This is a genomic window from Sphingobium sp., from assembly GCF_035511395.1.
Lineage (GTDB): Bacteria > Pseudomonadota > Alphaproteobacteria > Sphingomonadales > Sphingomonadaceae > Sphingobium.
In genome coordinates, this window is the sequence record NZ_DATKFP010000330.1 from 1 (window position 1) to 20,528 (window position 20,528).

Below are 20,528 nucleotides of genomic sequence, written 5' to 3' on the forward strand. Positions count from 1 at the left end.
AGGTGGGAATGGTGTAGAAGATATGCATCGTCTGGCGACGTCTGTGTCGCGAAAGATGCCACCCTGCGCGGGTGTAGCTCAGTTGGTTAGAGTGCCGGCCTGTCACGCCGGAGGTCGCGGGTTCGAGCCCCGTCACTCGCGCCACCTTTCTTGACCGGAAGGTGATTTACCCGGATTTGCAGCCGCCGGGGCCCAAGGGCCGGAACAGGTTGCACGCCCTGCGCGGGTGTAGCTCAGTTGGTTAGAGTGCCGGCCTGTCACGCCGGAGGTCGCGGGTTCGAGCCCCGTCACTCGCGCCACCTTCCTCGATCGGAAGGTGATTTCCGCCGATTTATCCATTCTGTCGGCCAGCGTCCCGAAGGACGCCAGCCCAACGCCTTTGTCTATAGCGCCCCGCCGGTCACGGCAGGCGGCAGCGGTTCGGTCGCGAGCCAGCGATAGACTCCGCCTGCGATCATTGCCCCTACGATGGGCGCAATCCAGAACAGCCAGAGCTGCTGCATGGCCAGCCCGCCCACCAGCAGCGCCGGTCCCGTGCTGCGCGCTGGATTGACCGATGTATTGGTCACGGGAATGCTGATCAGGTGGATCAGCGTCAGCGCCAGCCCGATCGCGATCGGCGCAAAGCCGACCGGCGCTCGTGTATCGGTCGCACCGAGAATCACCGAGAGGAAGCCGAAGGTCAGCACCAGTTCGATGGTCAGCCCGGACGCCAGCGAATAGCCGCCGGGCGATTGCACGCCATATCCGTTCACGGCCAACCCATTATCCGCCAGCGCGAAATCGGGATGGCCGCTGGCGATGAACAGCAGCAGCGCGGCTGCCACCACCGCGCCCACCACCTGGGCGACGACATAGGGCGCTATGTCGCGCACCGGGAAGCGCCCGCCCGCCCACAGGCCGATCGTGACGGCCGGGTTCAGATGGCAGCCTGAAATATGGCCGATCGAATAGGCCATGGTCAGCACCGTCAGTCCGAAAGCCAGGCTGACGCCCAGCAGGCCGATACCGACATCAGGAAAGGCGGCGGCGAGTACTGCGCTCCCGCAGCCGCCGAATACCAGCCAGAATGTTCCCAGCGCTTCCGCGAACAGTCTCTTACCCAATCCCACCATCACCGTCTCCTGTACCAATGGGTCCAAGCCACCAACGGCGATGTCATGCGAAGCAGGGTGGCGCCGCTCGATCGGAAAAAGGGAAGAATGGCAGGGACGGCTAAGGCCGGCGCGAGGCGTATGAGGGACAGCGATGGCACGATCGTCATGGCGTCGCACTCCGTCCAGCCGCGAGGATGGCCAGGCAAATGCCGGCGCTCCGTTACGCTAACTCAACGGATAGATACTGATTCGCACGGAAATTGTCACGAATTAACCGCGCCGCCAGCGCCCCGTTTCCATCCAGATCAACAGTCGCCGTAGCGGCAATATCCAGATCCACACGATTCCCAGCACCACATAGACGGGCACCTGTGCCCACATCGGCAGTGCGCCGATCGGGCCGGAAAGGCTGGCGACCAGCACCGCCCAGAGCAGGATCAGGCCGATGATCGACAGCATGCCCACGGGCTTGCGCCAACTCGGCTGGTGATAATGGCGCGGGTCGATGCTCACAGTTCCGGCCCTTCGATCAGTTCGACTTCGGTCAGGATCGCGTGCAGCGGCAGATCCCAGGGATCGGATGGCACCTCGTCGATTTCCTGCGCCGACCAGGCAAGGCCGACCCGCAGCGCATCGGGAAAGCGGGCGAAGGCGCGGTCATAATAGCCGCCACCCTGGCCCAGCCGGTTCATCCTGCGGTCGAAACCGACCAGCGGCGCGATGACGGCGTCGGGCACCACCGGCGCGCCTTTCGGTTCTGGGTGACTGGTGCGGAACGGGCCGGGGACAAGCTGGTCATCAGGCTGCCATTCCAGGAAATCCATGCTGCCGAGGCGATCGATCACGCGCGGCAGGGCGATCGTTTTGCCCATTGCCTGCAATTGCGCCGCCAGACGCTGGGCGGGCGCCTCGTCATCCAGACCCATATAGAGCGCGACCACCTTCGCCGGCGCCAGATGGCGGGCGAGGGGGGAGGGGATCATCTTGAACGCCAGCCGGTGCGCGAGGGGATCGATCGTGGCGACGAAATTGCGTCGCCGTTGCCGGGCGATGGTGCGCAATGTCGTCTTGTCGGCGGCAGGCGAATCGTCGCTCATCATCACTCTTCTGGCGAAAGGCGGGGGAGGGTGACGGGACCGCCTCGGTCGTTTGCTGGAAAATCCTCTGACGCCTCAACGTCAGGTGGGGACCATGTAGTTCGGACCAGGGTCCGGCCAGGGACAGCCCCCTTGGATGTGATTATCGCCTCAGGGATGTTCGCTAAAGCTCGTGCCGCGCAGTGCCCGTCGCCCGCAATCTAGGCGCTCGGGGCGGGGGCGGCAAGCCCGTCGCGCAGCTTTTCTATCCGCGCGGTCAACGCCTCGACGGCGCGGACGGCCAGTTCGTCATCGGCTTCCAGCGCCAGCGCTTCCTGCCGGCCGGCCAGTTCGGTCCGCCGGTCGTTGAGTTCGTCCGCCAGAAACAAAGCGGCGAAGAGCAAGGTACGCACCTCCGTAAGGCCGGGCGTGGACCGTTGCGCCATGCGCGCCTTTTCCTCGATCATCTTGGCGAGCCGGGCGAGATGCTGTTCCTCCCCATCGCGAACGACAATGTCATATTGGCGCCCCGCAATTTGCAGCGTGGTGTCAGCCATGTGTGCGTCCCCTCAAATCCTCGATCAGATCGTCCAGCGACCGCAGCGCTGCATGGGCCGCAGGCACGTCTATGCCCGGTGTGGAGGGGGATTGGGTGGCGGCGACAATGTCGGCCACTTCCTGTTCGAGCCGGCCGACCGCACGCTCCAGCGTGTCGATCGCCTGCATCATGCGCTCGCTAGCCATGACTCACCCATAGCGAAAGGCGGGCACGCGTGAAAGCCGCGATCGGGCGGTTCGGCGCGGCTTTGCCCCCTGCGATGGTTGACGCATGGGGCTTGACGCGACAAAGGAGGCCCAACTCGACTCGCCCGCCAGCGTGCGGGCTGTCCTTACGCCTGCTCAGGAAAGACGCCCGCCCAAGATGACCGTTTCCGAAAAGTCGCTCGCCAACGCCATCCGGGCGCTGTCCATGGACGCCGTGCAGGCCGCCAATAGCGGTCATCCTGGCATGCCGATGGGCATGGCCGATGTGGCGACCGTCCTGTTCGGCGATTATCTGAAGTTCGATCCGACCCAGCCCAAATGGGCCGACCGCGACCGTTTCGTCCTGTCGGCCGGTCATGGCTCGATGCTGATCTATTCGCTGCTACACCTGACCGGCTATGCCAAGCCGACGATCGAGGACATTGCGAATTTCCGCCAACTCAACAGCCCCTGCGCAGGCCACCCGGAGAATTTCGAGCTGGCAGGCGTCGAGGCGACCACTGGTCCGCTGGGGTCTGGCCTTGCCACCGCCGTCGGCATGGCGATCGCCGAGCGTCACCTGAACGCGCAGTTCGGCGACGATCTGGTCGATCACCGCACCTGGGTGATTGCTGGCGACGGCTGCCTGATGGAAGGCATCAACCATGAGGCGATCGGTCTGGCCGGCCATTTGGGTCTTGGCCGCCTGATCGTGCTGTGGGACGATAACAAGATCACCATCGACGGGTCGGTCGACCTGTCGAGCAGCGAGGATGTGCTGGCCCGCTATGCCGCCACCGGTTGGCATGTCGTGTCGTGCGACGGCCATGACGTGGCCGACGTCCGCCGCGCATTGGATGAAGCCGTCGCCGACAGCCGTCCCTCGATCGTCGCTTGCGCCACCAAGATCGGTTATGGCGCCCCCAACAAGGCTGGTACCTCGGGCGTCCATGGCTCGGCGCTGGGTGAAACCGAAGTCGCCGCCGCGCGCGACTATCTCGGCTGGACCGCCGAACCCTTCGTCATCCCCGAAGACATCGCCGGGGCCTGGAAGGCCATCGGCGCCAAGGGCCGCGACGTTCGCGCCGCATGGGAAGGTCGCCTTGCAAACAGCGACCAGAGCACGGAATTTTCCCGCCGCATGGCTGGCGATCTGCCCGCCGATTTCTCGCTCGAAGCCTATATCGACTCGCTGATCGCCAACCCCCAGAAGGTCGCGACCCGCAAGGCGAGCGAACTGGCGCTGGGCGCGATCAACGATCTGCTGCCCGAAACGCTGGGCGGCTCGGCCGATCTTACCGGCTCCAACAACACCAAGACCAAGTCGACCGGTCCGCTGACCAAGGATGACTATTCGGGTCGCTACGTCTATTACGGCATCCGCGAATTTGGCATGGCCTGCGCCATGAACGGCATGGCGCTGCATGGCGGCGTGGTCCCCTATGGCGGCACCTTCCTGGTCTTTTCCGACTATATGCGTGGTGGCATCCGTCTGGCCGCGCTCCAGCAGCAGCGGGTGATCCACGTCCTGACCCACGACTCCATCGGTCTGGGCGAAGACGGTCCGACCCACCAGCCGATCGAGCATGTCATGTCGCTGCGCATGATCCCGAACCTCGACGTCTATCGTCCGGCCGACATCGTCGAGACGGCGGAATGCTGGGAACTGGCGCTCAAGGATGCGAAAGGCCCATCGGTGCTGGCGCTGACCCGCCAGAACCTGCCGCAGCTGCGCACCGAAAAGTCGGAAAATCTGTCGGCCAAGGGCGGCTATCGCCTGGTCGCCGCGACTGCCGCGCGCAAGGTCGTGCTGATCGCGACTGGATCGGAAGTCGAAATCGCCGTCGCCACCGCCAAGGCTCTGGAAGAACAGGGCATCGGTGCCGATGTCGTGTCCATGCCCAGCTTCGCGCATTTCGATGCGCAGGACGCCGCCTACAAGGCCGACATCCTGCCTGCCGACGTGCTGCGCGTCTCGATCGAGGCGGGCACGACCTTCGGCTGGGAGCGTTATACCGGCCTCGACGGCCTGCGCTTCGGCATCGACAGCTTCGGCGCGTCGGCCCCGGCGGAAGCGCTTTACGACCATTTCGGCCTGACCGCCGCCAAGATTGCGCCGCAGATTGCGGCCGCCCTCAATTCCTAACCGAACAACCACACCCCAGGAGGCTAGTGCAGTGGCAACGAAGGTAGCAATTAACGGTTTCGGACGCATCGGCCGCCTTGTGGCGCGCGCAATCCTGTCGCGCACCGACCATGACCTGGAACTGGTCAGCATCAACGATCTGGGCGATGCCCAGGCCAACGCCCTGCTGTTCAAGCGGGACTCGGTGCATGGCAACTGGGCCGGCGACGTCAGCGTCGACGGCGATTTCCTGGTCGTCGATGGCAAGAAGATCAAGGTGACGGCGGAGCGCGACCCCGCCAACCTGCCGCATGCCGCTCTGGGCGTCGAAATCGCCCTGGAATGCACCGGCATCTTCACTACGAAGGATAAGGCCAGCGCCCACCTGACCGCCGGCGCCAAGCGCGTCGTCATCTCGGCGCCCGGCACCAATGTCGACAAGACTGTCGTGTTCGGCGTCAACCATGACACGCTGACCGCCGACGACATCGTGATCTCGAACGCCAGCTGCACGACCAACTGCCTCGCCCCGCTGGCGAAGGTTCTGAACGACGCGATCGGTATCGAGCGCGGCTTCATGACCACGATCCACAGCTACACGAACGACCAGAACACGCTGGACCAGATCCACAAGGACATGCGCCGCGCCCGCGCTGCTGCCCTGTCGATGATTCCGACCACTACCGGTGCCGCCCGCGCCGTTGGTGAAGTTCTGCCCGCGCTGAAGGGCAAGCTGGACGGTTCGTCGGTCCGCGTGCCGACCCCGAACGTGTCGGTCGTCGACCTGAAGTTCATCCCCAGCCGCGAAACCAGCGTCGAGGAAGTCAACGGCCTGCTGAAGGCCGCGTCGGAAGCTGGTCCGCTCAAGGGCGTGCTTGGCTATTCGGACGAGCCGCTGGTGTCGATCGACTATAACGGTGACGCGCGCAGCTCGACCGTCGACAGCCTGGAAACGGCGGTGATCGAGGGCAAACTCGTCCGCGTGCTCAGCTGGTACGACAATGAATGGGGCTTCTCGAACCGCATGATCGACACCACCGGTGTCGTGGCGAAGTTCCTCTAAGCCTCTTCGACCCCGCCGGAACGATCCGGCGGGGTTTTTCTTCCTTTCCTACGATAGATTTCAGGAGCGACCATGGCCAAGCCGTTCAAGACACTCGACGACATGGGTGACATCACCGGCAAGGTGGTGCTGGTGCGCGAGGATCTGAACGTGCCGATGCAGGATGGCTCGGTCAGCGACGACACCCGCCTGCGCGCGGCGATGCCGACCGTGCTGGAACTGGCAGATCGTGGTGCCAAGGTGCTGATCCTCGCCCATTTCGGCCGTCCCAAAGGGCAGAAGAATCCCGAATTTTCGCTGTCGAAGATCACCCGCCCGCTGACCCAGGTGCTGGGCCGCGATGTGCAGTTCATTCCCGACTGCCAGGGCGAAGCCGCCGTCGACGGCATCAAGGTGATGCGTAACGGCGATATCGCCATCCTCGAAAATACCCGCTTCCACGCCGGCGAGGAAAAGAACGACCCGGCGCTGGTCGAGGCGATGGCCGCGATCGGCGACATGTACGTCAACGACGCCTTTTCCGCTGCGCACCGCGCGCATGCGTCGACCGAAGGTCTGGCGCGCAAGCTGCCCTCCTTTGCCGGCCGATCGATGGAAAAGGAACTGGACGCGTTGCAGGCGGCGGTCGGCGAACCGGTGAAGCCGGTGGCGGCGGTCGTGGGCGGCGCCAAGGTGTCGACCAAGCTCGACGTGCTCAACAACCTCGTCGCCAAGGTGGATCACCTGATCATCGGTGGCGGCATGGCCAACACCTTCCTCTACGCCCGCGGCGTCGATGTCGGCAAATCGCTGTGCGAGAAGGATCTGGCGGAGACGGCAGAGGTGATCTTCGACAAGGCGGAAGCTGCCGGCTGCATCATTCACCTGCCCTATGACGTGGTCGTGGCGAAGGAATTCGCCGCCAATCCGCCGTCGGTCCGCACCTGCAACGTGCACGAAGTGGCCGAGGACGAGATGATCCTGGACGTCGGTCCCGCCGCCGTCGAGGCGCTGGGCGATGCGCTCAAGAACTGCCGCACCCTGGTATGGAACGGCCCGCTGGGTGCGTTCGAGATGGCGCCGTTCGACGCGGCGACGGTCGCGCTCGCCAAGACGGCGGCGGCGCTGACCAAGGAAGGCCAGCTGACCTCGGTCGCGGGCGGTGGCGACACGGTCGCGGCGCTTAATCATGCGGGCGTCGCTGGCGACTTCACCTTCGTCTCGACCGCCGGTGGTGCCTTCCTCGAATGGATGGAAGGCAAGGAACTGCCCGGCGTGAAGGCGCTGATCGGCTGAACGGCTACCGACCGGGGCGATTAGCGCGGTGCGCTGGCGCCCCGGTCGAACAGCAGGAAGGCGAGGGTGGCGACACCGCCGATCGCAGCACCGGCCAGTGCGCTCGCGGTCCAGCCGCCCGCTTCGTAGGTCGCCGATCCGATCACCGATCCCATGGCGCCGACGATGAACATCACGGTCACATAGGCGGCGTTGATGCGGCCGCGGGCGTGCGGATCGAGCGAGAAGATCAGCTTCTGCCCGGTGATCTGGCTCATCTGCACCGCGCCGTCGATCAGCACCGCCATGATGGTGAAGCCGATCAGGCTGCCCGCCGCGACCGTCCAGTCGGCCAGCAGGAAGCCGAGCGTCAGGCCCGCCAGCCCGATCAGCGAAGCCGGCTGTGTCAGGCGGCGATCGGCCATCCAGCCCGCGATCGGTGCCACCAGCGCGCCGCCCGCGCCCGCCAGCGCGAAGGCGCCGATGCCGGCATGGCCGAGATGAAACTCATGGATCAAAGTCAGCGGTGCGGCGGTCCAGAACAGGTTGAAGGCGGCGAACATCGACGCCTGATAGAAGGCGCGCATGCGCACGACGCGATGCTTCACCAGTTGCGAGAAGGTGGATGCCAGTACCTCGCCATAATGCATGCCGCCCTTGGGCCGGCGCTGGGGACAGGCGATCAGCAACGCGATGCCGACGACTGCCATGACGATCGCAGACAGAATGAAGGTCGCCCGCCATCCGACTGATCCTGCAAGAAAATTGGCTACTGGGCGAGACAGCATGATGCCGAACAGCAGGCCGCTCATCACCGTGCCGACGACGCGACCCTGTTTTTCAGGGGCGGCGAGGTGCGAGGCGAGGGGCACCAGAACCTGCGCTCCGGTTGCGCCGACACCGGTCAGGATCGACGCCACCAGAAAGCTGGTCGGTCCGTTGGACAGGGCGATGGCAATGCAGCCGATGATGGTCGCGACGATCGAGGTGAGCACGATCCGCCGATTTTCGAACAGGTCTGCGACCGGAACGACGAGGAAGAGGCCGACGCCATAACCAAGCTGCGTCAGCGTGGTGATAAGGCCCGCGACCGCGGCCGACATGCCGATCTCCGGCCCGATCACGTCGATCAGCGTCTGGGCATAATAGAGATTGGCGACCATCACTCCGCAGGCGACGGCCATCAGCAGGAGGGCGCCACGGGACAGGTCGGTGCGGTCGGAAGCAAGGGCTACGGCAGTCATGCCGAGCCTAATGGGTTGCGGAGCCGAACCTTTCAACCGCCTTCGGATGTTTTCTTGTGCGGCGCATCAATATTCGCGGTCTGCTGGGGGACGCTTTCGTTGAGCAAGGGGATCAGCAGGGCATTGAGATCCTCAAGGTCGAAAGCCCCCGACCGTGCGTAACGCAGCTTCCCCGCACGATCGATCACGAAATTGGTGGGGACGCCGGTTAGAGGTCCATAAGGCCCCTTGATCCGCCGGGCCGAGGGAATGTGCATCGCGGCGAACAGCTTCTTCAACTGGCCGATCGGTACCGATCCTTCGGTGGTGATGGCGAAAACCTTGAGGCCATATTTTGCATTCAGGCCATAATAGGCGTCGAGCGTCGGCAATTCCTTGCGACAGGGTACGCACCATGTGGCCCAGAAATTGAGTAGCACGACCTGCCCCTTGAGGTCTGCGAGCGAGACTTTGCTGCCGTCGATCAGCGTCAATTCGAAAGCGGGTGCGGGGCTGCCGACGATGGGCTTTTCCGCTGCCCGCGCAGGCGAGAGCGCCAGCATCATCATTGCTGCAACGCCAAAATATCGCGCCAATATCGTCATTGTGGATGCCCCCTGACTTCCCCCTGTCGCGGGATAGCAGCAACTCACCGACACGCCAGCGAAAATGGCGTAATTCTGTCGGATGCGGGTGGCAGCGCTTCTTGCGGTGCGGCATGGGACTGGCTAACAGCCCGAAGATCGGCGATCATGACGCCGATGCCGCACGCGGCGGGCAGGCGATGGAGCGCCTGCCATCAGTCTTATTCGCGTTGCCGGAGGGGTGGCGCGCCCAAGGGAAGGTATGTGCAGATGCTGGATCAGACCATGAAGCAGAAGATCGCCGACGGGAACGGCTTCATCGCCGCGCTCGACCAGAGCGGCGGTTCGACGCCGAAGGCGCTCAAGGGCTATGGCGTGGACGAAAGCGCCTGGGGTTCCGAAGAGGAAATGTTCGGCCTGATCCATGCGATGCGCAGCCGCGTGATCACCGCACCGCCCTTCACCGGCGACAAGGTGCTGGGCGCGATCCTGTTCGAGCGCACCATGAACGGCGCCGTCGACGGCAAGCCGACCCCGACGGCGCTGATCGAGCGCGGCGTCGTGCCCTTCATCAAGATCGACAAGGGCCTGGAAGATGAAGCCAATGGCGTCCAGCTGATGAAGCCCAATCCGGGCCTCGACGCACTGCTTGCCCGCGCCAAGGGGCTGGGCGTGTTCGGCACCAAGGAGCGCTCGGTCGTCAACCTCGCCAATGCCGGGGGTATTGCCGCCGTCGTCGCGCAGCAGTTCGAAGTCGGTCGCCAGGTGCTGGCCGGCGGCCTGATGCCGATCATCGAGCCAGAAGTGAACATTAAGTCGCCCGAGCGCGCCGAAGCCGATGCGATCCTGCTTCAGGAAATTCTCAAGAATCTTGACGCACTGCCCGAAGGCGAGCAGGTGATGCTCAAGCTGTCGCTGCCTGCCAAGCCCGGTCTGTTCGACCCGCTGGTTGACCATCCCAAGGTGCTGCGCGTGGTTGCCCTGTCGGGTGGCTTCAGCCGCACCGAGGCTTGCGCCGAACTGGCCAAGAATCGCGGCATCATCGCCAGCTTCAGCCGCGCCCTGCTGAACGACCTGCGCCATCAGATGACCGACGAGGAATTCAACGCCTCGCTGGGAGAAGCGATCGACGAGATCCACGGCGCCTCGGTTGCCAAGCAGCCGGTCGCGGCCTGATCTACGTCTGACGAGAAGAGGGCCGGGCGGCGCGATCCGCCCGGGCCTTTTTGCGAACGCGGCGCTTTACCGGCCTTTCAGCATCGGCAGCACCTTGTCGAGCGGCAGCGCTTCCGCCGTGCCGCGATGACCGTCCACCGTCTGTGCCTTGAACAGCGCATTCAGCACCGCTTCCTCGGTCGCCTCGATCGTCGCTTGGAACAACGGTGACATGCGATCATTGGCCAGATCCTCGACCGTTGCGACGCTGTCGCGCTTCGTCGCCGTCCGCCGCACCGCTTCGCTGGTCGAAAAGGCGAGGGCATAGTCGCCCGATCCGTTGGAAAAGCTGGAGCCGGTCCGTGCGATGCCGCCAAAGGCCCGCTCGGCTACGCGGCGCAGGTTGCGATCGGACAGGGGCGCGTCGGTGGCGATGACGATCACGACCGATCCGTCCGCCTTCTTTTCCTCGACCTGCTGTCGATAGTCGTAGCGGCCGAGCTTCACCCCAACCGGCACGCCAGAAATGGTCAGTACGCCGCCATAATTGGCCTGTACCAGCACGCCCACGGTCCAGCCGCCGAGCGACGCCGGCAGCTTGCGCGACGATGTGCCGATCCCGGCCTTGAAGCCGAAGGCGACCGTGCCGGTCCCGGCGCCGACCACGCCTTCCTCGACCGGGCCGGTCTTGGCGCTCTCGATCGCGCGGCGGGCATCGGCGATGCTGACATGCCGGCCGCGAATGTCGTTCAACATTCCGTCATTCGTCTCGCCGACCACGGCGTTGACTGATCGCACCTCCTCATTACCCGGCTGGGCAAGCGTCCATTCGACTGAGGCCGCGCCGGCCTCCGCGACGTTCAGTGTGTTGGTCAGCAGGATCGGCGTCTCGACCTCGCCCAGTTCGGCGACCTGCGTCGATCCCATGAACTTGCCGAAGGCGTTATAGGCGACGAAGCCTGCGGGTACCTTGTCCCGGAACAGGTTGCCGCCATGGGGCAGGATCGCGGTGACGCCGGTATTAACGTCATGACTTCGCGGCAGCGTGACCTGCCCAACCTTTACGCCGGCGACATCGGTGATGGCGTTGAGGGGGCCAGGCTGGAGGATGCCGACCGTCACCCCGGCGTCCCGCGCGCGCGGACGTTCCGCTTCCTTCGCCAACAGCGGCGCGCCGGAAAGGAGCATGATGATGGCCAAGGCATGACGCATGGTGATTTTCCCCTGTTCTGAACGGCTTCGTCTATCAGCGACGCATCACGGCCGCCAGTCGCCCTTGGCGTGGGCAGCGGAGCGGCTATAAGGCCCGCATGACCAACTTCACCGAAGAAGAGCTGGCGCTCGATCCGCAATTCGCCGACCAGTTCGAACAGGGCTTCCGCCCCGCCTGCCAGCTCTACCTGATTTCCCCGCCGACCATAGACGAAGGCTTCGTGGAGCAACTCGCCGCCGCCTTCGATGGCGGGAAGGTCGCGGCCTTCCAGTTGCGGCTCAAGGGGCTGGAGGAGGAGGCCATTGCCGCTGCCGCTGCGCCGCTCCAGGCGCTGTGTGCCGAGCGGGAGGTCGCCTTCATCATCAACGACAGCGCGGAACTCGCGCACCGGCTGGGCGCGGATGGCGTGCATCTGGGTCAGGGCGACGGCGATCCCAAGGCGGCGCGCAAGCTGCTGGGGCCGAAAGTGCAGATCGGCATCACCTGCCATGACAGTCGCCATCTGGCGATGGAAGCGGGGGAGGCGGGCGCCGACTATGTGGCGTTCGGCGCCTTCTACCCCACCACGACGAAGGAAACGACGCATCATCCCGATCCGTCGATCCTGGGCTGGTGGACGACGCTGTTCGAACTGCCCTGCGTCGCGATCGGCGGCATCACCGCCGACAATGCCGCGCCGCTGGTGGAGGCGGGTGCGGATTTCCTCGCGGTCAGCGGGGCGGTGTGGAACCATCCCGAAGGGCCGAAGGCGGGTGTCGCCGCCTTCGCTGCCGTCCTCGGCGGTTAAGCGGCGATGGGATCGGGCGCGAAGGACGCCAGTTGCGCGTCCAGCGCCCGTTGGAAGGCGGGCCGCTCGATACAGCGCGTGCGGTAGGCGAGCAGGTTCGGGAACTCCGCCATCAGCGCATCGTCGGACACTTCGCGCAGCACCGTCGCCATGATGATATCGGCGGCGGTGAAGTCGCCCTCCAGATAGTCCCTGTCGCCCAGCCAGCCGGACAAATCACCTAACCGACCGCGCAGCGTCTCGATCACCTGCGGGCGGCGCAGCCGCGCCCATTCGGCATCCTTGTTGAACGTGTCGATATTGACCAGGTCGAACACGAACGGCTCTACGCTGTTGAGCGCCGCCGTCACCCAGGTCAGCACGCGGCATCGGCCCGCCGCATCGCGCGGCATCAGCGTTTCCGATCGCTCGGCGATGCGCAGCACCATCGCGCCGCTCTCGAACATTTGCACCTCGGCATCGCGATAGGCGGGCACCTGACCAAAGGGCTGCTCGCGGCGATAGTCCGCGCCTTTGGCCGTGTCGAAATCGAGCAGCCTTTCGCGATAGGAGAGTCCCGCTTCCTCGCAGGCCCAGCGCGGGCGGAGGTCGCGCACGAAACCGCGTGCGAAATCGGGCACCCAGACAAAGCCGGTAATCTCGATATCGGATTGGGGATCGATGGGCATGGTCAGGCTCCTCTCATAACTCTTGACTAAATAAGTTGATATCAACATATATGGAGCATGTCAAAACCTGCCGTTTCCACCGATCAGACCCTGTTCGTGCGCGACCATTGTTTGTGTCTGGCGGCGCAGCGTGCCGCGCGATCCCTGTCCCGCCGCTTTGACGAGGCATTCCGGTCGCTAGGGCTGACCAGCGGGCAATTTTCCCTGCTGAACGCGCTCAACCGGCCGCAGCCGCCTTCGGTCGGGTCGGTGGCGCAATTGCTGGCAATGGATCGCACGACGCTGACCGCCAATCTAAAGCCGCTGGAGCGGGGCGGGCTGGTGCGGCCGGAGGCTGATCCCGACGATCGACGGGTTCGCCGCCTCGTCCTGACCGAAGAGGGGCGGGATCGGCTGGCAAGCGCCATGCCGATCTGGATCGCCGTCCATGGCGAGATCGACGCTGGTCTGATCGACGCCGGGGTGCTGCGATCCGGGCTGGCGGCGTTGAGATGATCGGGCGCTGATCGCTCGGCAGCTTTCTGCCCGTTCGCGCGTTGTCCTCCCATCGATATGGAGAGGATTGCCTTGCGAAATCATCTGCTTCTCGCCCTGCTTTTGTGCAGCGCCTGCAATGTGGCCGTCACCGACGCCAATGAAAGCCAGCCCGCGACCAATGCGGCCCAGCCGACCAATGCCGTTGCTGCTCAATCGGATCGCAACGCCGACTATGCGTTTCAGGTGGTACAGGAGAAGAATGCCTGGCAGGCCAGCCCGATATTGCAGGCGCAGGTCGCGCTCGATCGCTGGGGTTTCTCGCCGGGTGTGATCGATGGCAAGGACGGGATGAGCTACAAGGCGGCGCTGCGTGGCTTTCAGGAAGCGCATGATCTTCCCGTCACCGGCGAATATGATCGTAAGACCGGCGCGATGCTGCTGGAAGGCGAAGCGCGGCCGACCACCTGGCTGGTGAAGATACCGGACGGCTTCGCGCGCGGTCCCTTCTTCAATATCCCCAAGGGGCTGAACGAGCAGGCCAGCCTTCCGGCGCTGACCTATCGCAATCTTCTGGAAAAGCTCGCCGAACGCTTCCACACAACGCCCGAAGCGTTGATGGCCCTGAACCCGCCGAACACGAAGATCGGCGCGGGCCTGACCGTCCGGGTGCCCGCGATCGACAATCAGCCCGTCGCCACGATCGAGGGCGACGAGCGCGGCTGGGGTGAAACGCTCGCCGGTCTGGGCGTCGCCAAGGACCAGCCGCAGGCCGACCATATCGTCGTCGACAAGTCGGAAGGCCTGCTCAAAGTCTTTAACGCGGAAAACCGCATGATCGCGCAGTTTCCGGTGACGACCGGATCGCAGCATGACCCGCTACCGCTCGGTGAATGGACGATCAAGGGCGTCAGCCGCAATCCGGATTTTCATTATAATCCGAACCTCTTCTGGGACGCGTCGTCGAAAGATGAGAAGGCGGTGCTGAAGCCCGGCCCCAATGGCCCGGTCGGGGTGGTTTGGATCGATCTGTCGAAGGATCATTATGGCATCCACGGTACGCCGGAGCCGCAACTGATCGGCCGCACTGAAAGTCACGGCTGCATCCGCCTGACCAACTGGGACGCAGCCCGCCTTGCGCAGATGGTGAAGAGCGGGATCAAGGCGAAGTTCCAGGCATGAGGCGTTGGGGCGGCATCGCGCTCGCGCTGCTGTTCTGCGTCGCCTTCGCGCATTTTTGCGTAAGGATCGTGCCGGCGGACGCGCCATCGGTGCCAAAGACTGAGGCGCCGGTGGACAATGGCGTCCTGCTCATCCCTCTCGAAGGGGTGCCTGCCTCGGCGCTGACCGACACGTTCAGGCAGGCGCGCGCCGGCGGTTCGCGGCCGCATGACGCAATCGACATCATGGCGGCGCGGGGCAGGGCAGTACTGGCCGCCGCTGATGGCCGCGTGGACAAGCTGTTCTGGAGCGAGGAGGGCGGGCGCACCCTCTACCAGCGATCTACCGATGGCCGCTTCATCTATTATTATGCGCATCTCGACGGCTATGCGCCGGGTCTGCGCGAGGGGCAGGTGCTGCGTCGCGGGCAGCGGATCGCAACGGTCGGCAGCACCGGCAATGCTGATCCGTCCGCGCCTCACCTCCATTTCGCGGTGCATGTCATGCAGCTAGGTGAGCCATGGCATGGCGGACGAGCGATCAACCCCTATCCGCTGCTGGTTCGGCGCTGATCTGTCCTACAGGCCGAAATTCATGCTAATGTCATCGCGGGATCGCTCGAAAATTTCCTACATAGGAAATATGATTTCAGGATCGGCGGGAAAAGTGCGAAGTTAAGGGCGGAACCGGCTCCCCCTTGCCCTTCGCGCCGTCCCGCTGTAAAGGCGCGCCCAGCCTCCCAGAGGCCGGCTCTTTTCCACATTCAGACATATAGGCAGGCTCTTCCCATGAAGATCAGCGGCGTCGAGATTCGTCCCGGCAACAACATCGAATATGACGGCGGCCTGTGGCGCGCCGTGAAGATCCAGCACACGCAGCCCGGCAAGGGCGGCGCCTATATGCAGGTGGAACTCAAGAACCTGATCGACGGCCGCAAGAACAACGTCCGTTTCCGGTCGGCCGAGACCGTCGAGCGCATCCGCCTCGACACCAAGGATTTCCAGTATCTCTACGCCGAAGGCGACATGCTGGTGTTCATGGACACCGAAACCTATGAGCAGATCAACCTGGCCCAGGATCTGATCGGCGACGCCTCCGCCTTCCTTCAGGACGGCATGATGGTCGTTCTCGAAATGTATGAAGAGCGCCCGATTTCGGTCCAGCTTCCCGAAACCATTGAGGCGACGGTCGTGGAGGCCGACGCCGTGGTGAAGGGTCAGACCGCCTCGGCCAGCTACAAGCCCGCCATTCTCGACAATGGCGTGCGCGTCATGGTTCCGCCGCACATCGTCACCGGCACCCGCATCGTGGTGGACGTGTACGAACGCGAATATGTGAAGCGGGCCGACTGATGCGGACCGGGCGCAGCACGGCACTGGCCGCCATCTTCGCGATCGGCGCCTTGCCGGTTGCGCTCCCCGCTTGCGCCAGCGCGCAGACGACGCGTCAGGCTGCTCCGACCAAGGCGCAACTCGACAGCGCGGCCTATGTGTTGCGCGTCGTCATGACCGCGCTTCAGTCGAACGAGGTCGAACAGCCAGTGAAGAACGCGCTGTTCGACTGCCTCTATTCCAATTCGATCGGCGAGATCAGCGCTGAAGCGGACAAGGTGATCGCCGCCAACGCCGGCAAGGTCGATCGCAAGGACGCGTCGCAGATGCTGGCGGTGATCGCCGGCACCTGCGGCTATCGTCCTGCCGCCGGCAAACCGGCCGCCAAGCCCGCCCCGAAGAAATAACCAACCAGGCCGTTCCCGCTGGGAGCGGCGGAGAAAATCTATGGTATCGCACTCCGGTCTCCTCACCGTCATGGAACGCGCCGCGCGCAAGGCTGGCAGCAAGCTGCGCCGCGACTTCGGCGAGGTCGAGCATCTTCAGGTCAGCCGCAAGGGGCCGGCCGACTTCGTGTCCAAGGCCGACCAGCAGGCGGAAAAGACCCTGGTCGAAGAGTTGCAGAAGGCGCGTCCCGACTGGGGCTTCCTGCTGGAGGAGGGCGGCGAGATCGCCGGCGATCCCACCAAGCCGCGCTGGATCATCGATCCGCTCGACGGCACCACCAACTTCCTGCACGGCATCCCGCACTTCGCCATCTCGATCGCGGTCGAGGAGCCGTTGTTCGGCGGGTCGAAGCGCGAAGTCACGACCGGCCTCATCTACCAGCCCGTCACCGACGAAAGCTATTGGGCTGAAAAGAGCCGGGGCGCCTGGCGTCATGACCAGCGCCTGCGCGTCTCCGCCCGCCGTGACCTTGCCGATTGCGTCATCGCGACGGGCATCCCGTTCATGGGCCATGGCAATATGGCGGAATGGACCCGCATCTTCGGCGCCGTTGCCCCGTCGGTCGCTGGCATCCGCCGCTTCGGTGCCGCCTCGCTCGATCTCGCCCATGTCGCGTCCGGCCGCTACGATGGCTATTGGGAAAGCGGTCTTCAGCCCTGGGACGTGGCGGCCGGTCTGTTGCTGGTTCGTGAAGCCGGCGGTTTCGCCAGCGATTTCCGCGGCGGCGATCAGGCGATCGAACGCAAGGAAGTCATTGCCGGAAACGACGCAATTCACAGCAAATTGCACAAGCTTGTTGCTGGCGCATTGCGCTAAAGTCCAATGAGGCCAAGCTCTTCAAGGGCTTGGCCTTTTTGCGATTCATTCTCACAGCCTTGGCCCCTTGCTTCGCATATGCAGCAGGCCTAAAGCGCGCCCCAAGATACAATTTTCGCCCAGGGGATTCCATTGGTCGATCTCGCCCAATATCTGCCGATCCTGATTTTTCTCGGGATCGCCTTGCTGCTTTCCGGCACCTTCGTCTTTCTGCCGATGCTGGTTGGCCGTCTCACCGGTGCGCACAAGCCCGACCCTGCAAAGCTCTCCGAATATGAATGCGGTTTCCCCGCATTTGAAGAGCCGCGCAGCCAGTTCGACGTGCGTTTCTACCTCGTCGCCATCCTGTTCATCATTTTCGACCTGGAAGCGGCGTTCCTCTTTCCCTGGGCTGTAAGCCTCGAACAGATCGGCTGGGCCGGCTGGGCGACGATGATGATCTTCATAGCGGAGCTGGTGCTCGGCCTCGTCTATGCGTGGAAGAAGGGAGCACTCGATTGGGAGTAGAACTGACCAGCCCCATCCCCGGCACCATGCCGCCGGTGGGGACGCAGCCCGACCAGGCCTTCTTTGACTCGCTGAACAGCGAAGTGAACGACAAGGGCTTCCTAATCACCTCGACCGAGGAACTGTTCCAGTGGGCGCGCACCGGCTCGCTATGGTGGATGACATTCGGTCTGGCCTGTTGCGCGGTGGAAATGATCCACGTCAACATGCCCCGCTACGACATGGAGCGCTTCGGCGCCGCGCCGCGCGCTTCCCCGCGTCAGTCGGACGTGATGATCGTCGCGGGCACGCTGTGCAACAAGATGGCTCCGGCGCTCCGCAAGGTCTACGACCAGATGTCCAACCCGAAATATGTGATTTCGATGGGCAGCTGCGCCAATGGCGGTGGCTACTACCACTACAGCTATTCGGTGGTTCGTGGCTGCGACCGCATCGTGCCGGTCGACATCTATGTGCCGGGTTGCCCGCCGACTGCCGAGGCTCTGCTTTATGGCATCATGCAGCTTCAGCGGAAGATCCGCCGCATCGGGACGATTGAGCGTTAATATGGGCCATTCCGCACCCAAGATTGTGAACCCCGAAGGGGTTGCCGAGGAAATCGGCGCCCTGCTGGGTTCCATGCTGATCGAAACCGTCGATCATGCCGACGAACTGAGCTTCACCGTCGTGCGCGAGGATCTGGCCAACGCCATGGTCGCGCTGCGCGATATGGGCCATTATCAGCAGCTGATGGAAATCGCCGGCGTCGACTATCCGGAGCGTCCGGACAGGTTCGAGGTTTGCTACCATCTGCTCAGCGTCACGCGGAACCATCGTGTTCGTGTGAAGGTATCGACCGACGAGGATACGCCGGTTCCCACCGTCACGCACCTCTGGCCGGTCGCCGGCTGGCTGGAGCGCGAGGTTTTCGACATGTATGGCGTCGTGTTCGAAGGTAATACAGACCTGCGCCGCATCCTGACGGACTATGGTTTCAAGGGTCATCCGCAGCGCAAGGACTTTCCGCTGACCGGCTATGTCGAGCTGCGTTACTCCGAGGTAGACAAGCGCGTCGTCTATGAGCCGGTGAAGCTGGCGCAGGACTTCCGCAGCTTCGACTTCATGTCGCCTTGGGAAGGCGCGCAATATGTGCTGCCCGGTGACGAGAAGGCCGCGGCGCCCGCTCCGGCGGCTCCCGCCGCCGCTCCGACTCCCAAGGAGACGGAGAAGAAGGGCGTGAGCGGCGCGGGTGAGCCGACCGACAGCAAGGCGAAGGAAAAGTCGGAGGACGCGCCGGCCAAGCCCGCCGCCGCCACCGATGAAGGCAAGGGGGCTGCAAAGCCCGAAGGTAAGGCCTGATGTCCGACTATCTGGAAAAGCTGGACCATGTGACCGACGCGGCGGACCCGACGTTCGGTGACACGGAAATCCAGAACTACACGATCAACTTCGGCCCGCAGCACCCCGCTGCGCACGGGGTTCTGCGTCTGGTCATGGAACTGGACGGAGAAATCGTCGAGCGCTGCGACCCGCATGTCGGCCTGCTGCATCGCGGCACCGAAAAGCTGATCGAATATAAGACCTATATGCAGGCGCTGCCCTATTTCGACCGGCTGGACTATTGTTCGCCGCTCGGCATGGAGCATAGCTATGTTCTGGCAGTCGAAAAGCTGCTGAACCTGGAAGTACCGCTGCGTGCGCAGTATCTGCGCGTGTTCTTCGCGGAACTGACCCGCATCTGCAATCACATGCTGAACCTCGGATCGCATGTGATGGATGTCGGCGCGATGACGCCGAACCTTTGGCTGTTCGAAATCCGCGAGGATTGCCTCAATTTCTTCGAACGCGCATCGGGCGCCCGCATGCACTCGGCCTATTTCCGGCCGGGTGGCGTGCATCAGGACGTGCCGCTCAAGCTGTTGACCGACATTGCCGAGTGGCTCGACACCCGCCTCCCGCGCCTATTCGAGGACGCGATGAGTCTGGTGGTCGACAACCGCATCTTCAAGCAGCGCAACGTCGATATCTCGATCGTGAGCAAGGAAGACGCGCTCAAGTGGGGCTTCTCCGGTCCCATGCTGCGCGGTTCGGGCATCGCCTGGGATATTCGGAAGGCGCAGCCCTACGACGTCTATGACCGCATGGAATTCGACGTTCCGGTCGGCACGCAATATGACTGCTATGACCGGTTCATGGTCCGCGTCGAGGAAGTGCGCCAGTCCGCCCGCATCATGAAGCAGTGCCTGAACGAAATGCCCGAAGGGCCGATCGCCAGCTTCGACCGCAAGGTGGTGCCGCCCAAGCGCGGTGAGATGAAGCGCTCTATGGAAGCGCTGATCCACCACTTCAAGCTTTATACCGAGGGCTTCCACGTCCCGGCGGGCGAAGTCTATGTGGCGACCGAAAGCCCCAAGGGCGAATTCGGCGTCTATCTGGTCAGCGACGGCAGCAACAAGCCCTATCGTTGCAAGATCCGCCCGACCGCTTTCTCGCATCTGCAAGCTATGGACTTCATGATGAAGGGCCACATGCTCGCCGACACCACCGCTGTACTGGGCGCGATGGACATCGTGTTCGGAGAATGTGACCGATAATGGCTGACGCAGTTCATATCCCCGATGAGGCCGAAACCCGTGCGCGCTGGGGCGCGTTCGAGTGGACCGCCGAAAATGCCGAACAGGCCAAGAAGGTCATCGCGCGCTATCCCGCCGGTCGCCAGCAGTCGGCGGTGATGCCGCTGCTCGATCTCGCCCAGCGTCAGGTCGGTGCGGAAACGCAGACCAATGGCTGGCTGCCCGTGCCGGTGATGGAATATATCGGGCGT

The 20,528-nt window shown here is 63.9% G+C and carries 24 protein-coding genes, 2 tRNA genes and 1 pseudogene; 18 read left to right on the plus strand and 9 right to left on the minus strand.

Annotated elements, in window-relative coordinates:
- Window positions 1-67 precede the first annotated feature (67 nt).
- Together VMR39_RS22830 and VMR39_RS22835 are read left to right on the plus strand one after the other, a co-directional pair.
- A tRNA-Asp gene (locus VMR39_RS22830) sits at window positions 68-144 on the plus strand.
- A 78-nt stretch (window positions 145-222) separates the two neighbouring features.
- Window positions 223-299: transfer RNA gene (locus tag VMR39_RS22835), tRNA-Asp, on the plus strand.
- A gap of 84 nt (window positions 300-383) precedes the next feature.
- On the opposite strand, the gene aqpZ is transcribed toward VMR39_RS22835, so the two are convergent.
- The 5 genes from aqpZ to VMR39_RS22860 all read right to left on the minus strand — a co-directional run bounded on the left by aqpZ (window position 384) and on the right by VMR39_RS22860 (window position 2,917).
- Entirely contained in the window at window positions 384-1,115 is a 732-nt protein-coding gene (gene aqpZ, locus VMR39_RS22840) for an aquaporin Z (RefSeq protein WP_325419418.1), read from the minus strand.
- A 252-nt stretch (window positions 1,116-1,367) separates the two neighbouring features.
- A complete protein-coding gene (locus tag VMR39_RS22845) occupies window positions 1,368-1,610 on the minus strand; it encodes a DUF2842 domain-containing protein (RefSeq protein ID WP_325419420.1) in 243 nt (80 codons plus the stop codon).
- Window positions 1,607-2,194, minus strand: a complete 588-nt coding sequence (locus VMR39_RS22850) for a 5-formyltetrahydrofolate cyclo-ligase (protein ID WP_325419422.1) — start codon at window positions 2,192-2,194, stop codon at window positions 1,607-1,609. Before VMR39_RS22850 ends, VMR39_RS22845 begins: the two co-directional genes overlap by 4 nt.
- Before the next feature lie 200 nt (window positions 2,195-2,394).
- A complete protein-coding gene (locus VMR39_RS22855) occupies window positions 2,395-2,730 on the minus strand; it encodes a cell division protein ZapA (protein ID WP_325419424.1) in 336 nt (111 codons plus the stop codon).
- Window positions 2,723-2,917, minus strand: a complete 195-nt coding sequence (locus VMR39_RS22860; RefSeq protein WP_325419426.1) for a hypothetical protein — start codon at window positions 2,915-2,917, stop codon at window positions 2,723-2,725. The genes VMR39_RS22855 and VMR39_RS22860 overlap by 8 nt, the downstream gene beginning before the upstream one ends.
- Before the next feature lie 178 nt (window positions 2,918-3,095).
- Here VMR39_RS22860 and tkt point away from each other — a divergent pair, with 178 nt between their 5' ends.
- The 3 genes from tkt (at window position 3,096) to VMR39_RS22875 (ending at window position 7,380) form a co-directional block, all read left to right on the plus strand.
- Complete coding sequence (tkt, locus tag VMR39_RS22865) at window positions 3,096-5,063, plus strand: transketolase (RefSeq protein WP_325419428.1); 1,968 nt, start codon at window positions 3,096-3,098, stop codon at window positions 5,061-5,063.
- A 31-nt stretch (window positions 5,064-5,094) separates the two neighbouring features.
- A complete protein-coding gene (gene gap / locus VMR39_RS22870; RefSeq protein ID WP_325419430.1) occupies window positions 5,095-6,105 on the plus strand; it encodes a type I glyceraldehyde-3-phosphate dehydrogenase in 1,011 nt (336 codons plus the stop codon).
- Between the two features lie 72 nt (window positions 6,106-6,177).
- Entirely contained in the window at window positions 6,178-7,380 is a 1,203-nt protein-coding gene (locus tag VMR39_RS22875) for a phosphoglycerate kinase (RefSeq protein WP_325419433.1), read from the plus strand.
- Between the two features lie 20 nt (window positions 7,381-7,400).
- On the opposite strand, the gene VMR39_RS22880 is transcribed toward VMR39_RS22875, so the two are convergent.
- Both VMR39_RS22880 and VMR39_RS22885 read right to left on the minus strand, forming a co-directional pair.
- Window positions 7,401-8,603 carry an MFS transporter gene (locus tag VMR39_RS22880; protein ID WP_325419435.1) on the minus strand — a complete coding sequence of 401 codons (1,203 nt, stop codon included), beginning with the start codon at window positions 8,601-8,603 and terminating at the stop codon, window positions 7,401-7,403.
- 32 nt (window positions 8,604-8,635) lie between these two features.
- Window positions 8,636-9,187: a TlpA family protein disulfide reductase gene (locus VMR39_RS22885; protein WP_414712581.1), complete on the minus strand. Its 552-nt coding sequence runs from the start codon at window positions 9,185-9,187 to the stop codon at window positions 8,636-8,638.
- A gap of 249 nt (window positions 9,188-9,436) precedes the next feature.
- Between VMR39_RS22885 and VMR39_RS22890 the strand changes: the two genes are divergently transcribed.
- Window positions 9,437-10,342, plus strand: a complete 906-nt coding sequence (locus tag VMR39_RS22890; protein ID WP_325419511.1) for a fructose bisphosphate aldolase — start codon at window positions 9,437-9,439, stop codon at window positions 10,340-10,342.
- A gap of 66 nt (window positions 10,343-10,408) precedes the next feature.
- On the opposite strand, the gene VMR39_RS22895 is transcribed toward VMR39_RS22890, so the two are convergent.
- Entirely contained in the window at window positions 10,409-11,533 is a 1,125-nt protein-coding gene (locus VMR39_RS22895; RefSeq protein ID WP_325419437.1) for a P1 family peptidase, read from the minus strand.
- 98 nt (window positions 11,534-11,631) lie between these two features.
- Between VMR39_RS22895 and thiE the strand changes: the two genes are divergently transcribed.
- Window positions 11,632-12,321 (plus strand): thiamine phosphate synthase, encoded by a 690-nt coding sequence (gene thiE, locus VMR39_RS22900; RefSeq protein ID WP_325419439.1) that lies wholly within the window; start codon window positions 11,632-11,634, stop codon window positions 12,319-12,321.
- Here the strand turns inward: thiE and VMR39_RS22905 are convergent.
- A complete protein-coding gene (locus tag VMR39_RS22905; protein ID WP_325419441.1) occupies window positions 12,318-12,989 on the minus strand; it encodes a glutathione S-transferase family protein in 672 nt (223 codons plus the stop codon). The genes thiE and VMR39_RS22905 overlap by 4 nt on opposite strands.
- A 57-nt stretch (window positions 12,990-13,046) precedes the next feature.
- Between VMR39_RS22905 and VMR39_RS22910 the strand changes: the two genes are divergently transcribed.
- The 11 genes and pseudogenes from VMR39_RS22910 to VMR39_RS22960 all read left to right on the plus strand — a co-directional run.
- A complete protein-coding gene (locus VMR39_RS22910; RefSeq protein ID WP_325419443.1) occupies window positions 13,047-13,484 on the plus strand; it encodes a MarR family winged helix-turn-helix transcriptional regulator in 438 nt (145 codons plus the stop codon).
- A 72-nt stretch (window positions 13,485-13,556) separates the two neighbouring features.
- A complete protein-coding gene (locus VMR39_RS22915; protein WP_325419445.1) occupies window positions 13,557-14,645 on the plus strand; it encodes a L,D-transpeptidase family protein in 1,089 nt (362 codons plus the stop codon).
- The gene (locus tag VMR39_RS22920; protein ID WP_325419447.1) at window positions 14,642-15,196 is read left to right on the plus strand and encodes a M23 family metallopeptidase; all 555 of its coding nucleotides are present in this window, start codon (window positions 14,642-14,644) and stop codon (window positions 15,194-15,196) included. The genes VMR39_RS22915 and VMR39_RS22920 overlap by 4 nt, the downstream gene beginning before the upstream one ends.
- Window positions 15,197-15,412: 216 nt before the next feature.
- Window positions 15,413-15,976: an elongation factor P gene (gene efp / locus VMR39_RS22925; protein WP_325419449.1), complete on the plus strand. Its 564-nt coding sequence runs from the start codon at window positions 15,413-15,415 to the stop codon at window positions 15,974-15,976.
- On the plus strand, window positions 15,976-16,362 hold the full coding sequence (locus VMR39_RS22930) for a hypothetical protein (RefSeq protein ID WP_325419451.1): 387 nt from the start codon (window positions 15,976-15,978) through the stop codon (window positions 16,360-16,362). Before efp ends, VMR39_RS22930 begins: the two co-directional genes overlap by 1 nt.
- 40 nt (window positions 16,363-16,402) lie before the next feature.
- Window positions 16,403-17,218, plus strand: a complete 816-nt coding sequence (locus tag VMR39_RS22935) for an inositol monophosphatase family protein (RefSeq protein WP_179043653.1) — start codon at window positions 16,403-16,405, stop codon at window positions 17,216-17,218.
- 132 nt (window positions 17,219-17,350) lie between these two features.
- A complete protein-coding gene (locus VMR39_RS22940; RefSeq protein WP_179043652.1) occupies window positions 17,351-17,725 on the plus strand; it encodes an NADH-quinone oxidoreductase subunit A in 375 nt (124 codons plus the stop codon).
- Window positions 17,716-18,270: a NuoB/complex I 20 kDa subunit family protein gene (locus tag VMR39_RS22945; RefSeq protein WP_414712582.1), complete on the plus strand. Its 555-nt coding sequence runs from the start codon at window positions 17,716-17,718 to the stop codon at window positions 18,268-18,270. Before VMR39_RS22940 ends, VMR39_RS22945 begins: the two co-directional genes overlap by 10 nt.
- A 1-nt stretch (window position 18,271) precedes the next feature.
- The gene (locus VMR39_RS22950) at window positions 18,272-19,063 is read left to right on the plus strand and encodes an NADH-quinone oxidoreductase subunit C (protein WP_325419505.1); all 792 of its coding nucleotides are present in this window, start codon (window positions 18,272-18,274) and stop codon (window positions 19,061-19,063) included.
- Window positions 19,063-20,298: an NADH-quinone oxidoreductase subunit D gene (locus VMR39_RS22955; protein ID WP_325419507.1), complete on the plus strand. Its 1,236-nt coding sequence runs from the start codon at window positions 19,063-19,065 to the stop codon at window positions 20,296-20,298. Before VMR39_RS22950 ends, VMR39_RS22955 begins: the two co-directional genes overlap by 1 nt.
- Window positions 20,298-20,528 (plus strand): annotated as a pseudogene (locus VMR39_RS22960) (NAD(P)H-dependent oxidoreductase subunit E); the annotation flags it as partial. The gene VMR39_RS22955 and the pseudogene VMR39_RS22960, both read left to right, overlap by 1 nt.